Annotated in this window: 16 protein-coding genes and 2 other annotated features (1 of these 18 cut by a window edge); of the genes, 7 read left to right on the top strand and 9 right to left on the bottom strand. The window is 35.9% G+C overall.

Annotated features, from left to right (window positions below; genetic code table 11):
- The first annotated feature begins 11 nt into the window (after positions 1-11).
- From rfbD to ACUN0F_RS27410, 3 genes are all read left to right on the top strand, one after another.
- The gene (gene rfbD / locus ACUN0F_RS27420; protein ID WP_000664403.1) at positions 12-866 is read left to right on the top strand and encodes a dTDP-4-dehydrorhamnose reductase; all 855 of its coding nucleotides are present in this window, start codon (positions 12-14) and stop codon (positions 864-866) included.
- 109 nt (positions 867-975) lie between these two features.
- Positions 976-1,746, top strand: a complete 771-nt coding sequence (gene fabI, locus ACUN0F_RS27415; protein WP_000421885.1) for an enoyl-ACP reductase FabI — start codon at positions 976-978, stop codon at positions 1,744-1,746.
- Positions 1,747-1,887: 141 nt separating this feature from the next.
- Positions 1,888-2,427: a spore coat CotO family protein gene (locus tag ACUN0F_RS27410; protein ID WP_445540477.1), complete on the top strand. Its 540-nt coding sequence runs from the start codon at positions 1,888-1,890 to the stop codon at positions 2,425-2,427.
- A 61-nt stretch (positions 2,428-2,488) separates the two neighbouring features.
- On the opposite strand, the gene ACUN0F_RS27405 is transcribed toward ACUN0F_RS27410, so the two are convergent.
- Positions 2,489-2,956, bottom strand: coding sequence for a CotY/CotZ family spore coat protein (locus ACUN0F_RS27405; protein WP_445540476.1), 468 nt, complete (start codon positions 2,954-2,956; stop codon positions 2,489-2,491).
- Between the two features lie 125 nt (positions 2,957-3,081).
- Between ACUN0F_RS27405 and ACUN0F_RS27400 the strand changes: the two genes are divergently transcribed.
- A complete protein-coding gene (locus tag ACUN0F_RS27400; protein ID WP_327973767.1) occupies positions 3,082-3,441 on the top strand; it encodes a DUF1360 domain-containing protein in 360 nt (119 codons plus the stop codon).
- 101 nt (positions 3,442-3,542) lie between these two features.
- Positions 3,543-3,728: a hypothetical protein gene (locus ACUN0F_RS27395; RefSeq protein ID WP_033657682.1), complete on the top strand. Its 186-nt coding sequence runs from the start codon at positions 3,543-3,545 to the stop codon at positions 3,726-3,728.
- A gap of 77 nt (positions 3,729-3,805) precedes the next feature.
- Here the strand turns inward: ACUN0F_RS27395 and exsF are convergent, their stop codons facing one another.
- The 6 genes from exsF to ACUN0F_RS27365 all read right to left on the bottom strand — a co-directional run bounded on the left by exsF (position 3,806) and on the right by ACUN0F_RS27365 (position 9,022).
- A complete protein-coding gene (gene exsF, locus ACUN0F_RS27390; protein ID WP_000492937.1) occupies positions 3,806-4,309 on the bottom strand; it encodes an exosporium protein ExsF in 504 nt (167 codons plus the stop codon).
- A 167-nt stretch (positions 4,310-4,476) separates the two neighbouring features.
- Positions 4,477-4,947 carry a spore coat protein CotY gene (gene cotY / locus ACUN0F_RS27385; RefSeq protein WP_001277699.1) on the bottom strand — a complete coding sequence of 157 codons (471 nt, stop codon included), beginning with the start codon at positions 4,945-4,947 and terminating at the stop codon, positions 4,477-4,479.
- 142 nt (positions 4,948-5,089) lie between these two features.
- Positions 5,090-7,156 (bottom strand): ATP-dependent helicase, encoded by a 2,067-nt coding sequence (locus tag ACUN0F_RS27380; RefSeq protein WP_046957038.1) that lies wholly within the window; start codon positions 7,154-7,156, stop codon positions 5,090-5,092.
- A 99-nt stretch (positions 7,157-7,255) separates the two neighbouring features.
- On the bottom strand, positions 7,256-7,678 hold the full coding sequence (locus ACUN0F_RS27375) for a GNAT family N-acetyltransferase (protein WP_046957039.1): 423 nt from the start codon (positions 7,676-7,678) through the stop codon (positions 7,256-7,258).
- Between the two features lies 1 nt (position 7,679).
- Positions 7,680-8,198, bottom strand: a complete 519-nt coding sequence (locus ACUN0F_RS27370; RefSeq protein ID WP_000765870.1) for a YjcG family protein — start codon at positions 8,196-8,198, stop codon at positions 7,680-7,682.
- 92 nt (positions 8,199-8,290) lie between these two features.
- The gene (locus ACUN0F_RS27365) at positions 8,291-9,022 is read right to left on the bottom strand and encodes an alpha/beta hydrolase (RefSeq protein WP_001076844.1); all 732 of its coding nucleotides are present in this window, start codon (positions 9,020-9,022) and stop codon (positions 8,291-8,293) included.
- A gap of 203 nt (positions 9,023-9,225) precedes the next feature.
- Between ACUN0F_RS27365 and ACUN0F_RS27360 the strand changes: the two genes are divergently transcribed.
- Both ACUN0F_RS27360 and ACUN0F_RS27355 read left to right on the top strand, forming a co-directional pair.
- A complete protein-coding gene (locus ACUN0F_RS27360) occupies positions 9,226-10,137 on the top strand; it encodes a DMT family transporter (RefSeq protein WP_445540475.1) in 912 nt (303 codons plus the stop codon).
- A 75-nt stretch (positions 10,138-10,212) separates the two neighbouring features.
- Positions 10,213-10,608 (top strand): PH domain-containing protein, encoded by a 396-nt coding sequence (locus tag ACUN0F_RS27355; protein ID WP_046957041.1) that lies wholly within the window; start codon positions 10,213-10,215, stop codon positions 10,606-10,608.
- A 24-nt stretch (positions 10,609-10,632) separates the two neighbouring features.
- On the opposite strand, the gene ACUN0F_RS27350 is transcribed toward ACUN0F_RS27355, so the two are convergent.
- Positions 10,633-11,031: an Ig-like domain-containing protein gene (locus ACUN0F_RS27350; RefSeq protein ID WP_060489373.1), complete on the bottom strand. Its 399-nt coding sequence runs from the start codon at positions 11,029-11,031 to the stop codon at positions 10,633-10,635.
- Positions 11,032-11,194: 163 nt separating this feature from the next.
- Positions 11,195-12,673, bottom strand: coding sequence for a sodium/proline symporter PutP (gene putP, locus ACUN0F_RS27345; RefSeq protein WP_445540474.1), 1,479 nt, complete (start codon positions 12,671-12,673; stop codon positions 11,195-11,197).
- A 306-nt stretch (positions 12,674-12,979) separates the two neighbouring features.
- Positions 12,980-13,217: a binding site (T-box leader), on the top strand.
- A gap of 42 nt (positions 13,218-13,259) precedes the next feature.
- Positions 13,260-13,270: a binding site (T-box leader), on the top strand (it continues 234 nt past the right edge of the window).

Below are 13,270 nucleotides of genomic sequence, written 5' to 3'. Positions count from 1 at the left end.
GGGGCATATAAATGAAAGAACGGATTATCATAACGGGAGCGAATGGTCAATTGGGAAAGCAACTACAAGAAGAGTTAAATCCTGAAGAATATGACATATATCCATTTGATAAAAAGTTACTAGATATAACAAATATATCCCGAATGCAGCAAGTGGTACAAGAAATAAGGCCACACATAATTATTCATTGTGCAGCGTATACGAAGGTTGATCATGCCGAGAAAGAACAAGATCTTGCTTATGTAATAAATGCAATAGGAGCTCGAAATGTAGCGGTTGCTTCACAATTAGTAGGGGCGAAATTAGTTTATATTAGTACCGATTATGTATTTCAAGGTGACAGACCAGATGGCTATCATGAGTTTCATAATCCATCACCGATAAATGTATACGGGGCTTCTAAGTATGCGGGAGAGCAGTTTGTCAAAGAGTTACATAATAAATATTTTATCGTTCGAACATCGTGGTTATATGGTAAGTATGGAAACAATTTTGTGAAAACGATGATGCGGTTAGGAAAAGAAAGAGCAGAATTATCTGTTGTAGCGGATCAAATTGGTTCTCCTACTTATGTGGCGGATTTAAATGTGATGATTAATAAGCTCATTCACACTTCTTTATACGGTACGTATCATGTATCAAATAGAGGTTCATGTTCTTGGTTTGAATTTGCAAAAAAAATATTCTCGGATGCAAATATGAAAGTGAATGTATTACCTGTTTCAACCGAAGAATTTGGATCGGCGGCAGCGAGACCGAAATATTCTGTTTTCCAACATAACATGCTACGATTAAATGGTTTTTCACAAATGCCTTCTTGGGAAGAAGGATTAGAGCGGTTTTTTATAGAAACAAAAAGTCATTAACAAAATTTAAGTTAATGACTTTTTTGTTTGCCTTTAAGAGGTTTTATGGTACTATAATTATAGTATCAGGTACTAATAACAAGTATAAGTAATTCTGGGAGGATATATCATGGAACTATTACAAGGGAAAACATTTGTTGTTATGGGCGTTGCGAACCAAAGAAGTATTGCGTGGGGAATTGCTCGCTCTTTGCATAATGCAGGTGCAAAATTAATATTCACATATGCAGGAGAACGTTTAGAAAGAAACGTTCGTGAATTAGCGGACACTTTAGAAGGACAAGAATCACTTGTATTACCTTGTGATGTAACAAATGATGAAGAACTTACAGCTTGCTTTGAAACAATCAAGCAAGAGGTTGGTACAATTCACGGTGTTGCACACTGTATTGCTTTTGCAAATCGTGATGATTTAAAAGGTGAATTTGTAGATACTTCTCGCGATGGATTTTTACTTGCACAAAATATTAGTGCATTCTCTTTAACAGCTGTAGCAAGAGAAGCGAAGAAAGTAATGACAGAAGGCGGAAATATTTTAACGTTAACATACCTTGGCGGCGAGCGCGTTGTGAAAAACTATAACGTTATGGGTGTTGCGAAAGCTTCATTAGAAGCGAGCGTAAAATATTTAGCTAACGATTTAGGCCAACACGGCATTCGCGTTAACGCTATTTCTGCAGGACCAATTCGTACGTTATCTGCAAAAGGCGTAGGCGACTTTAACTCAATTTTAAGAGAAATTGAGGAGCGCGCACCACTTCGTCGTACAACAACTCCAGAAGAAGTTGGGGATACGGCAGTATTCTTATTCAGTGATTTAGCACGAGGCGTAACAGGAGAAAACATTCACGTTGATTCAGGGTATCATATCCTAGGATAAATATAATATTAATTTTTAAAGGACAATCTCTAAATGTTGAGATTGTCCTTTTTATTTGTTCTTAGAAAGAACAATTTTTAACGAAAGTTCTTACCACGTTATGAATATAACTATAATAGTACACAATTTATTCAGCTACGTATGGAAGTGGGAGGGACGAGTGTGAAGAATAAAAATAAAAGTTCAACAGTTGGAAAACCGTTGTTATATATTGCGCAAGTAAATTTGGAACTTGCTGCACCGAAAATAAAAAGAATTATCTTAACAAACTTTGAAAATGAAGATCGAAAAGAGGAAAGTAATAGAAACGAAAATATTGTAAGTAGTGCTGTGGAAGAGGTAATAGAGCAACAAGAAGAGCAACAAGTAGAAGAAAAAATAGAAGAAGAGGAACAAGTACAAGAGCAGCAAGAGCAACAAGAACAACAAGAGCCAGTGAGAACTGTCCCGTATAATAAATCATTTAAGGATATGAATAATGAAGAGAAGATTCATTTTTTATTAAACCGCCCTCATTATATTCCGAAAATAAGGTGCAGAATAAAAACAGCTACAGTCTCATATGTTGGATCAATCATATCGTATCGTAATGGAATGGTAGCTATTATGCCGCCAAATAGTATGCGAGATATTAAGTTGTCTATAGATGATATCCAATCGATTAGTATGGCGGGCTTTTAAATATGTAAAGGTGGTAGAAAATCTTCTACCACCCCAATAGTTTTTTAGTTTACTTAACTTATTAGATAGAAACGTCGCGTAAGCACTGAATCGCACAGAAGCAGCTTAAATCAACAGTAATGCAAGTAGGTGTCGATTTCAACTTTGAATTTGGTACATTTAAAAATGTACAAATTGGATTGTCGCCACCAGGACCAGGTGGTACAGGAGAACCATCACCTAATACTACAGTTAATACACGTAGTACAGCGCAGCTATCATCATCTACACTCTCAACACGGAAAATTGGAGACGTACAGAAATCAAGATTTCCAACTGGTGCAAATGCTTCAAATGGTGTTCCAGCTTTTGTGTATAAAATAAAAGGGCGTGTATTCGCTACTGCGGTACTATTGTGTGCACCTAAAAATGGAATTTCACAACCAGATCCACACGTTGTTGTAGAGCAATCTTGTAATTCATTGATGAATTTTACAACGTCAACTACACAATGAGAAGAGCTATGGTGTTTATTTTCGTTACAACTCATTAATGTCACTCCTTATCTTCTTGTTTGTATTTACATTAATAAGATATTGGAGTCGAGGAGATTTGGTCACAATCTCAAGACCTTTTTTTTTAAATAGGCGAAAGAAGATAAGGGAAGGTGGAATCATGCTGTTTACAAGCTGGCTTTTATTTTTTATTTTTGCGTTAGCTGCCTTTAGGCTAACCCGTTTAATTGTTTATGATAAAATTACAGCTTTTTTGCGAAGACCGTTTATTGACGAAGTAGAGATTACAGAGCCGGATGGAAGTGTATCAACTTTTACAAAAGTAAAAGGTAAAGGATTAAGAAAGTGGATTGGCGAATTATTCAGCTGCTATTGGTGTACAGGTGTATGGGTTAGTGCTTTTTTATTAGTTTTATATAATTGGATCCCTATCGTTGCAGAGCCGTTACTTGCATTATTAGCTATTGCAGGAGCAGCAGCAATCATTGAAACGATTACAGGATATTTTATGGGAGAATAATATATTTTCATAATACGAGAAAAAGCGGAGTTTAAAAGAATGAGGGAACGGAAATAAAGAGTTGTTCATATAGTGAATAGACAGAATTGACAGTAGAGGAGATGTTTGCTGTGAGTAATAGTCCAAGGCAAAATTCATATGACCTGCAGCAATGGTATCATATACAGCAACAACACCAAGCACAACAACAGGCATACCAAGAACAATTACAACAACAAGGGTTTGTGAAGAAAAAGGGATGTAATTGCGGGAAAAAGAAGAACACAATAAAACATTATGAAGAATGAAACACTCATATTACTGTGAGTGTTTTTTATTATAAATATAAAAAGCGGTATTTCTAATGAAGAAATACCGCTTTTTACTAGCTAATTTGTGCAACTGTTAATGCTGCAGCACGAATGTCTACAGTTCCAATTAACTCAACTGGTACAATTTGAATTAAATCACCAGGGTTTAAGTTAATAAGAATAACACCACTGGATACGTCTACTTCACCAGTACCAATAACGTTAGAACGAACTGCTGTACCTGATCCAGGAATAATGTTAGCTGGCGTACCCAATGATAAGAAGAAACGACCAGCTTCTGGTGCAACAGGTGAGTTATCAAGACTAATTGTTAATGTATAACTGATTTGATAAATACCAGCTCGTAGAATTCGAATGCCATCTCCAACACTTACTGTATCATTTATTACAGGAACAGTAATATTTGGGTTTGGACTTACGCTAGGTAATAGTAGTGGTGTGAATAGTGAAGCGAACTGAGGTGCAGACGCGTTGAAAGCAAAACCGAAGGCAGGTAGTGTACTAGCTGGTTTCGCCTCACAATCGATTTTAGTAAATTCGCAATCAGAAGAGAACATGTTTTTCACTCCTTTATCTGTTTCTACTTTCAGTTAATGAAAAGGACAGGTTCTATGTTCTAGACAAGTTCCCAATTTTATGAAAAATACATAATAATAGCTTTTAAGCATGGATTGGGTGGCAGAAAACTCTGCCACCCAATCCATGCTTAAATTAATATTTAGTTTTATATAGAAACATCACGTAAGCATTGAATAGCGCAGAAACAACTTAAATCAACAGTAATACAAGTAGATGTCGACACTAGCCTTGCATTTGGTACAGCTAAAAACGTACAGATTGGGTCGTCACCAGGTGGTACAGAGGTACCATCACCTAAAACTACAGTCAATACACGGAGTACAGCACAGTCATCATCATCTATACTTTCTACGCGGAAAATGGGAGATCGGCAACTAGTAAGGCTTGAAGATGGTGCAAATGCTTCAAAAGGTTCTCCAGTCTTTGTGTATAAAATAAAAGGACGTGTATTCGCTACTGATGCATTGTTATGTGCACCTAAAAATGGAACTTCGCAACCGGATCCACATGTTGTAGTTGCGCATTCTTGTAATTCATGTATAAAACGAACGACATTCGATACACAGTTGAAATCACAATCATGGTGATGATGGTCTTCGTTACAATTGCAGCTCATTATGTTCACTCCTTATCGTGAGTTCTGACATACACTATTACAATATGAATGAGATATGGTCGATATTACGTTAATTCTTACGATAAAAGCAGGGAATTTATATAGTAGGGATGTACATAATGCAATATAAAAAAAGACATCCTTATTTAGTGGATGTCTTTTCAGGTAAATCTTTTCGCGCAGTATATAAAAAACGAGATATATCTAATTTTTTTCCTCTAAAAAATTGCGGAGAGGAAATGTAAAGTTCTTCTTTCGCACGTGTAATTGCGACATAAAGTAGTCGACGTTCTTCTTCTAAAGCTTCAGAAGTCTCTGTAACACGATCATTTGCATCTTTTAAAGAAGAAGTATGGGGAAGAATACCATCGCTCGCTCCAAGTAAAAAGACGCATGGAAATTCAAGGCCTTTTGCGTTATGAATAGACATAAGCGAAACAGCATTTTTTTCCGGCATTGTTTTTAATGCTTCCATTTCTTTTTGACCTTGAATTGCTTCATCAATAAATTGTAAATAAGCTGGAATATCGCTGAAACGAGTTGCTGACTCCATTAATTCTTCTAACATTTCTTCTTGTATATCTTTATGCATCGTAAAGGAAGAACGATCGTTACTTTGTAAGTACTCTAAATACTTTCCTTTACCATGAATAATTTCTTTTAATGCTTTTTTCGGTTCTAATTCTTTTATAAATTTAATAAAATCGATACGCTCATTTACCTTTTTTACTTGAAAAGGTTTCAAGCTCGGATTTAATAATAAGAAATGAAGAAGAGAAGGGAACCGCCCCTCGCCATATTTCCATTGTTCACGTTCAATAAATGAAATACAATCATCACGTCCGATATACATAGTTGGCAATATATTTGAAAGTGATTCTAGTCGAAACGGTTCAATCACCAGTCTTAAATGATCTAATACAGGCTTAATTAAAGAATGTTCATAAAATGATTGACTCGCCCCGTGCTTAATAAACGGGATTTTGTGAATTGTAAGCTGATCAAGTAACGAACGGCTTACAGAATGTGTACGATACAATAAACAAAAATCTTTAAAGTTGCGTTCGCCGCTATCTACTTTTTCTTGAATGAGCTGCAAAATTTGATTTGCTTCATCAAGAGTCGTAGCAGGTCTTGCGTAAAAAGGTTGTACACCTTCTTCACGCACAGAATATAGCTCTTTATCAAAACGCTCCTGGTTTAGTTTGATAACTTCATTTCCAAGCCCGACGATAAAAGGATTGGATCGATAATTCGTATTAAGTGCGATAATCGTAGTGTTATCAAATTCTTTTGGAAAAGATAAAATAATTTGGTGACTTGCTCCTCGCCAGCCATATATCGCCTGATCGTCATCACCTGCGATAAATAAATTATTTCTTGGCGTGGCTAACAATTTTACAATTTCATATTGTGCATACGATGTATCTTGGAACTCATCTACTTCAATATAGTGGAAACGTTGTTGTAATTGGGTAAGCAAAGGAACGTTATTTTCTAACATATAATATGTTTCTAATAAGATGTCATCGAAATCAATATAATTATATCGTTGTTTTACTTCTTCAAAACGCTCGTATACTTCTTTAAATTCTTGTTCAACGGGTGTTTTTGCTTTTACATCTTTCGGACGATTCAATTTGTTTTTCTCAAGTGAAATCATGGCGAGCATTGTTTCAGCATCATAATCGTCTTTTAGACGCAATTCTTTCAAGATTTTCTTTATCATAATTTGTTTATGTTTTTCATTTGCTAAAATTTGCTGATTATATCCTTGACTACGAAGCAATTTTAAAAAGACAGAGTGGAATGTACCAGCAACAACGTAGCTACTTGCAGCACGATTCATACCTGGTAAATTTGCTACACGGTTTCGGATTTCTTCAGCTGCTTTTTGTGTAAATGTAAGCAATAAAATATTTCGTGGATGAACTTGTTTTACATTTACTAAATAACCTACGCGGGTTGTTAAAACAGATGTTTTCCCGCTTCCGGCACCAGCCAATGTAAGGACAGGGCCTTCTGTCGTTCGCACAGCCTCTAATTGTTTTTCATTTAAAAAAACATTTTGTTGTTCGAGAGCGCGAAAATACGCCGCATCTGCATCTTCTTCCATAATTAAATGGGTAGATGTTTTCGGAATATGATATGTTGCACGCGGAATGTCAGCGTGCGTTAATGATTTTTGTGAAAATTTTTCTTGTGTCATATATTCACCTTCAAAACTATAGCATCAACATTTAACTTTAGCGGAAGAAAAAGAAAATAGCAATGTAAAAAACAGGAGGGGATACCTCCTGTTTTCAAATTACAATTCTTTTATCATAACGATGTGAGGAATATTTGCTTCCATGAATACATCAGAATGCGTTACATATCCAAGTTTCTTATAGAAATCTTCAGCATGTGTTTGGGCATGCAGCTTTAATTTTGGTAGCGAGTTTTCATTCGCATACGCTTCAAGTGCATCCATAACAATTTTTCCAATGCCTTTTTTACGATGGGAAGCTAGTACGCAAATGCGTTCCATTTTTCCTATTCCATCCAGTATGCGAAAACGACCAGCACCAACTGGAACATCATTATCATATATAACAACGTGTGTTGAAGTTTCTTCAAACTCATCATACTCTTCGTCAGCAGAAACTTGTTGCTCATTCACAAATACTTGCTTACGTACAGAGAATGCATCTCTTAGTTGTTCGTCCGTTTGTACGATCTGTGCGTGCAAATTAGTTGTTCCCCTTTCCAAGGTGGAATGTTTCGTATACAGTCCACGTTCCGTTTTCTAATTGATATAGAAGATGGAAGCGATCAATTGGTTGTTCATAATAGAAATCTTTCATACGTAATCGACCTAATACATCAGCATGCTCTGCATCGGATAAGCCTTGTCCGATTGTTAAATGAGGTACGAAAGCGTACTCGCGTTCTTGTATAAAGAATTCGCTATGCATCTCCTCATTTAAGAAAGTAAGTTCAGGTGTTTTTTCTACTTTAAAATAAAGAACATTATTAACAGGTGCGAATGAACCAACTTTTCCGACATGAAGGGTGAAAGGGTTCGTTTTACTTGCGATTGTATGTAACTCTTTTACAATCGATTCTAATTGTTCATCTTGCGTCTCAAAGGGTGTTTTCAATGTAATATGTGGCGGAACTAATGCGTAGTGCGGATCATAACGTTTACGCAATCCGTTCGCTTTATCTTGAATCATTTTAGATGGAAAAATTACAATGCCTAATTTCATGTTCCAATTCCTCCCTTTGTAAGTCTAGTTAGATTTTGAGAAAATAACTCTCTTAATCTATTATATCAAATTATTCTGAATACTGCTCTCTATTATTTCATTGATAGAATATGAGAGAAAGCTTTCGGTAAATCAGTTTGCCAATATTTCCACGTGTGGTTACCTTCGAATTCTTCGTAATGTGTGATGAAATTTCTATCTGTCAGAAGCGTATTGAGCTCACGGTTCGGCCCAACGAAATCGGATACTTGTCCATCAGTGCGTTTTACAGCTGTTTCTTCTGTCCCAATGACGTGATAAAGGTCTAGCGCCTCCGGATTTTTAAAGTCTTTTGCTAAGTTCATCACTGTTTCATCCACAAATGGTGATTGCATAACGACTTTACCGAATGTATGCGGATACATAAGTGCAGTCATGAAGGAAACTGTCCCGCCAAGAGAATCGCCAATTAACACACGACCTTTTCCCATTTGGTACGTTGGATAATTTTCATCGATATATGGTGCAAGTTCATGAGCAAGGAAACGAATATACGCAGCGTTTTTCACTTCATTTGGGAAATATTTTTCTTTACGATCGTGTACATTTTTATATGGAATACCGACAATAATTGTACGGTCAATTTCTTCAGTTTCACGAAGGCGCTCAATTACACGGTGCGCTTTACCAAGCTGAAAATAATCTCTACCATCTTGTGCAATTACAACTGTATGTTTGTGCAGTGGTGTGTAATTTACTGGTAAGTAAACGAGAAGTGTAACATCTTCTTGAAGTGATGCGCTATAAAATGAAATTTCTTCAATTCTCCCTATTGTTTGATTCATGTAGATCCCCCTAAATAAAAATTTACTGTAATGATTGTAAGAGCGACGCTTGTAGTGAAAAAGAAAGAAATATTCACTAATAGGTGCTTTCGTTTCTATTTTACCATAATGGTACGAAGAATCTAAAAAATTAGTATTTAAGTTATGAAAGAAAACGGATATAATGAAGTGGGATTTTTGACAGGTGAGAGGGGAGACGGAATTTGAAACAAGAAAGATCAATCGCACTACCATTAGCAATTTCTATTATAGCCATTTCATTCGCAGCAGTTTTTGTAAAGATGTCCTCAGCACCATCTTCAATATTAAGTATGTATCGATTATGGATTATCGTGCTTATTATGCTGCCTATCGTTTGGAAAAAACGGGAAGAGTTTAGTAAGATTCAAATAAAAGATTGGGGATTTTTAATTGGATCTGGTTTCTTTTTAGCGCTTCATTTTCTTTTGTGGTTTGAATCTTTAAAGCATACGACAGTTGCTAGTTCGACGATTATTTTAGCGCTTCAACCAATCGTATCTTTAGTTGGAGGTTTCTTCTTATTTAAAGAAAGAACAACATACTCAGCCATTGCGACAATGGGAATAGCGATACTAGGCGTAATGTGTATTGGGTGGGGAGATTTAGGGTTAAGTGAACAAGCAATTTATGGAGATATATTATCCTTTTTAAGTGTCATAGCGGTTGTTGGTTATTTATTTATCGGGCAAACGACAGTAAAGAAAGTATCACACTGGATTTACAGCTTTACAGTCTTTGCATTCGCCGGTATTTTTATGGGGATTTATAATATAGTATTGCAAGTGCCTTTTACAGGTTATACGAAGTGGGATTGGACCGTTTTTCTTTTACTTGCGGTTGTGCCGACAGTGTCACACGTCATTAATAATTGGTTATTAAACTACGTAAATGCAACAACAATTTCAATGAGTATTTTAGGTGAACCGGTTGGAGCATCTATATTAGCGTTCTTCTTACTCGGGGAAAGACTAAATGCCATGCAATTTATCGGTAGCATGCTCGTATTGTTTGGTGTATCTGTTTTCTTACTACAGCAACAAAAACGAACAGCAAAAAATGTAGTAAATGAGCCGGCGTATACACAGGAATTATAATGTTAGAGGAGAAAAGAGAAGTTGTGATACTTCTCTTTTTGTTTTACAGAAATATAGGGGAGGAAGGGAAGTTTAATGGAATTTCCATCAAAAAAAGATATATGGTTATATCCGATTTTTTACGTTGTCATTGGAGCGTGTTTTGCTCCTCTATTTGCAGGAAAAGAGTATTTTCTTTTATTTTTTACACTTCCGTTAGCAATATTATTTATGTGGAGTTGGTTTTCGACAAAATACATCGTCGGAGAAGAAACAATTACAATTAGATCAGGTCTCGTTAAAAAAAGCATATTTATACGAGATATAAAACAAATTTCAAATACGAAAAATCCAATAGCTGCTCATGCATTGTCATTTGATCGACTTGAAATTGTTTACGGCGCACATAAAACAGAAGTTATTTCTCCTAAAGATAAAGACCAATTCATCAATCTTGTTACAAGTAAAAATTCACACATTGAAATCAAGTAAAAGAGTGGCTAGGAAGCCACTCTTTTACTTTGGATTTGTCATATAAGGTTGTACATGAATAATACATAGGTCACGGAACTTTCCTTCAGTAGTTGTGACAATTACGACTGCTCTTCCGGCACTTTTTCCAGTAATCGTTACCGTATTACCTTTTGGATACATTGTGATAACATCAGCATTCATATTTGTCCAAATAAGTTCTTTATTCGTTGCTTGCACTGGCAAAACGGAAGCTGATAACTCAGTGCTTTGTCCAGTTCTTACTTTCAACTTATTTTTTTCCATATGAACACCAATGACTGAAATAACAGAAGGAGCGATTGAAATTTTAGGTGGGTTAGGTTGTATGTTCAAACAAGACGCAGAAGTATTTGTAATAGGTGAAAATTTTCGTGTTTGTTGTTGCTGGAAAGCTGCTAACATGTTGGAGTCCCCTTTCTGTATAAGTGCTGATAGTAATACTATAAAGGAGTAGTGTTATGTTTAATTTAACGAAACATAAAGAAATTGTTAAATTCGAGTAGAAGATTGTCGAACTTTCATAAAAAGAAAGCTCTGCTGATACGATAACAGCAGAGCTTTTCCTTTATAGATTATGACCATGTTGTTTTTCGAAATTCTCAAATTGGTCTTCAACTTCTTTTGAAGGTTGCGTTAGTAAACTAACAATAACGATTACTAGTAAACTAATAGTGAAACCAGGAATCATTTCATATAAGAATTCTTTTAAGAATTTGAATTGAGTCCAAATAATTACTGTAGCCGCACCAGAAATCATACCAGCAAGTGCGCCCCACTTCGTCATACGTTTCCAATATAAGCTTAATAAAATAGCAGGTCCGAATGAAGAACCAAATCCAGCCCAAGCGTATCCAACAAGAGCTAAAATCGTATCATTTTGTTTAAACGCTAATGCGCACCCAACTAATGCAATAACAAGTACAGCCATACGGCCGACAAATACAAGCTCTTTATCAGAAGCAGAACGTTTAAAGAATGTACGATATAAATCCTCTGTTATAGCACTAGAAGTAACGAGTAACTGAGATGAAATTGTACTCATAATAGCTGCTAAAATAGCGGCTAATAAAAATCCAGTAATAAGTGGATGGAATAAAATTTTTCCTAGTTCAAGGAAAATTGTTTCTGGATTAGATAATGTTAACTCTTGTTGTGAGTAGTAAGCGATACCGATAAGACCAGTAAACATAGCTCCGACAACAGAGAAAATCATCCAGCTCATACCAATTCTTCGTGCGCTTTTAATTTCTTTTACAGACGAAATTGCCATAAAGCGTACGATAATATGTGGTTGTCCAACATAACCAAGGCCCCATGCGAATAAAGAAATCATTCCTAAAGTAGAGGCACCTTTAAAAATATCTAAACGTGTTGGATCTACAGATCGAATTGTGTCAAATGCAGGTCCAAGTCCGTTCGAATTCATAATTGTTACGATAGGAACAAGAATAAGAGCAATTACCATAATGATTCCTTGCACGAAGTCTGTCCAACTTACCGCTAAGAAACCACCAAATAATGTGTAAGCCACGACAACTGCTGCAACAATGAATAATCCCACATGGTAGTTCATACCGAATGAATTTTCAAATAATACAGCGCCTGAAACTAATCCTGAAGCTACATAAAAAGTAAAGAAAATCATAATAACAAGTCCGGATACTAAGCGTAGCATGTGAGATTTGTCGTGGAAACGGTGTTCCAAAAATTCTGGGATAGTAATAGAGTTGTTTGCAAGTTCAGAGTAGGTACGTAAGCGAGGAGCGACATAAAGCCAGTTTGCGTATGCGCCTAGTGTTAGGCCAATCGCAATCCAACTACTACTTAATCCAACGCTAAACATTGCACCGGGTAATCCCATTAAAAGCCAACCACTCATATCGGATGCTCCAGCACTTAATGCTGTTACTGCGGGGCCTAGTGTACGCCCGCCAAGCATATAATCTGTTAAGTTGGACGTTCGTTTATAGGCGAAATAGCCAATTACTAACATCCCGAGCATGTAAATAGAGATTGAAGTTAAAGTTAACATCTGCGTACTCATGTAGTTCCCCTTCCTTTTGTCATGTCTTTTGATGCGTTATGCATATTTATAATCTATCATGATTATTCTGAAAAATCCATACAGAAATACGAATTTTCAGAAATGTAAGCGTTCTTTGACATCATTTTACTTTTTTAATATATAATATTCATGCAAAAAACCTTATTTTTAATAGAGTATTTATTATATTTACATAAAAAGGGGTTGTTTTGTCAATATAATATTGAAAGGAGAGAAAAATAAAATTCTTTTAAAAGTATTGACTTATGAAAAAAGTTAAGTCTATAATGAGTGCAACTTAAAAAAATGCAAGCGTTGATGAAGAAGAGTACACATGATGAACATGTCAGAGAGCTGATGGTTGGTGCGAATCAGTATGGGATTGATGTGGAATGGGCTTCGGAGCTTCCAAACCGAAACGAAAGAAGTAGGCTTTGGCGACATGATCTCATCGATACAAGAGACACGTATTGTTTTTGATACGGTAAAGTGCGTTACATTCGTAACGAATTAAGGTGGCACCACGGGAGTACCCGTCCTTTCTATAGGATGAGTACTCCCTTTTTGTGTACAAAAAATTAAATAAATGAAATCGTT

The organism is Bacillus sp. 1A (genome assembly GCF_052682215.1).
This window is presented reverse-complemented; position numbering and strand designations above follow the sequence as displayed.

What these genes read in the sequence shown, in the direction of transcription:
- ACUN0F_RS27355 (WP_046957041.1), top strand. Translation starts at nt 10,213, where the DNA reads ATGGAATTTCCATCAAAAAAAGATATATGGTTATATCCGATTTTTTAC.
- fabI (WP_000421885.1), top strand. Translation starts at nt 976, where the DNA reads ATGGAACTATTACAAGGGAAAACATTTGTTGTTATGGGCGTTGCGAAC.
- ACUN0F_RS27365 (WP_001076844.1), bottom strand. Translation starts at nt 9,022, where the DNA reads ATGAATCAAACAATAGGGAGAATTGAAGAAATTTCATTTTATAGCGCA.
- ACUN0F_RS27370 (WP_000765870.1), bottom strand. Translation starts at nt 8,198, where the DNA reads ATGAAATTAGGCATTGTAATTTTTCCATCTAAAATGATTCAAGATAAA.
- ACUN0F_RS27410 (WP_445540477.1), top strand. Translation starts at nt 1,888, where the DNA reads ATGGAAGTGGGAGGGACGAGTGTGAAGAATAAAAATAAAAGTTCAACA.
- putP (WP_445540474.1), bottom strand. Translation starts at nt 12,673, where the DNA reads ATGAGTACGCAGATGTTAACTTTAACTTCAATCTCTATTTACATGCTC.
- ACUN0F_RS27405 (WP_445540476.1), bottom strand. Translation starts at nt 2,956, where the DNA reads ATGAGTTGTAACGAAAATAAACACCATAGCTCTTCTCATTGTGTAGTT.
- ACUN0F_RS27380 (WP_046957038.1), bottom strand. Translation starts at nt 7,156, where the DNA reads ATGACACAAGAAAAATTTTCACAAAAATCATTAACGCACGCTGACATT.
- ACUN0F_RS27395 (WP_033657682.1), top strand. Translation starts at nt 3,543, where the DNA reads ATGTTTGCTGTGAGTAATAGTCCAAGGCAAAATTCATATGACCTGCAG.
- rfbD (WP_000664403.1), top strand. Translation starts at nt 12, where the DNA reads ATGAAAGAACGGATTATCATAACGGGAGCGAATGGTCAATTGGGAAAG.
- ACUN0F_RS27400 (WP_327973767.1), top strand. Translation starts at nt 3,082, where the DNA reads ATGCTGTTTACAAGCTGGCTTTTATTTTTTATTTTTGCGTTAGCTGCC.
- cotY (WP_001277699.1), bottom strand. Translation starts at nt 4,947, where the DNA reads ATGAGCTGCAATTGTAACGAAGACCATCATCACCATGATTGTGATTTC.
- exsF (WP_000492937.1), bottom strand. Translation starts at nt 4,309, where the DNA reads ATGTTCTCTTCTGATTGCGAATTTACTAAAATCGATTGTGAGGCGAAA.
- ACUN0F_RS27350 (WP_060489373.1), bottom strand. Translation starts at nt 11,031, where the DNA reads ATGTTAGCAGCTTTCCAGCAACAACAAACACGAAAATTTTCACCTATT.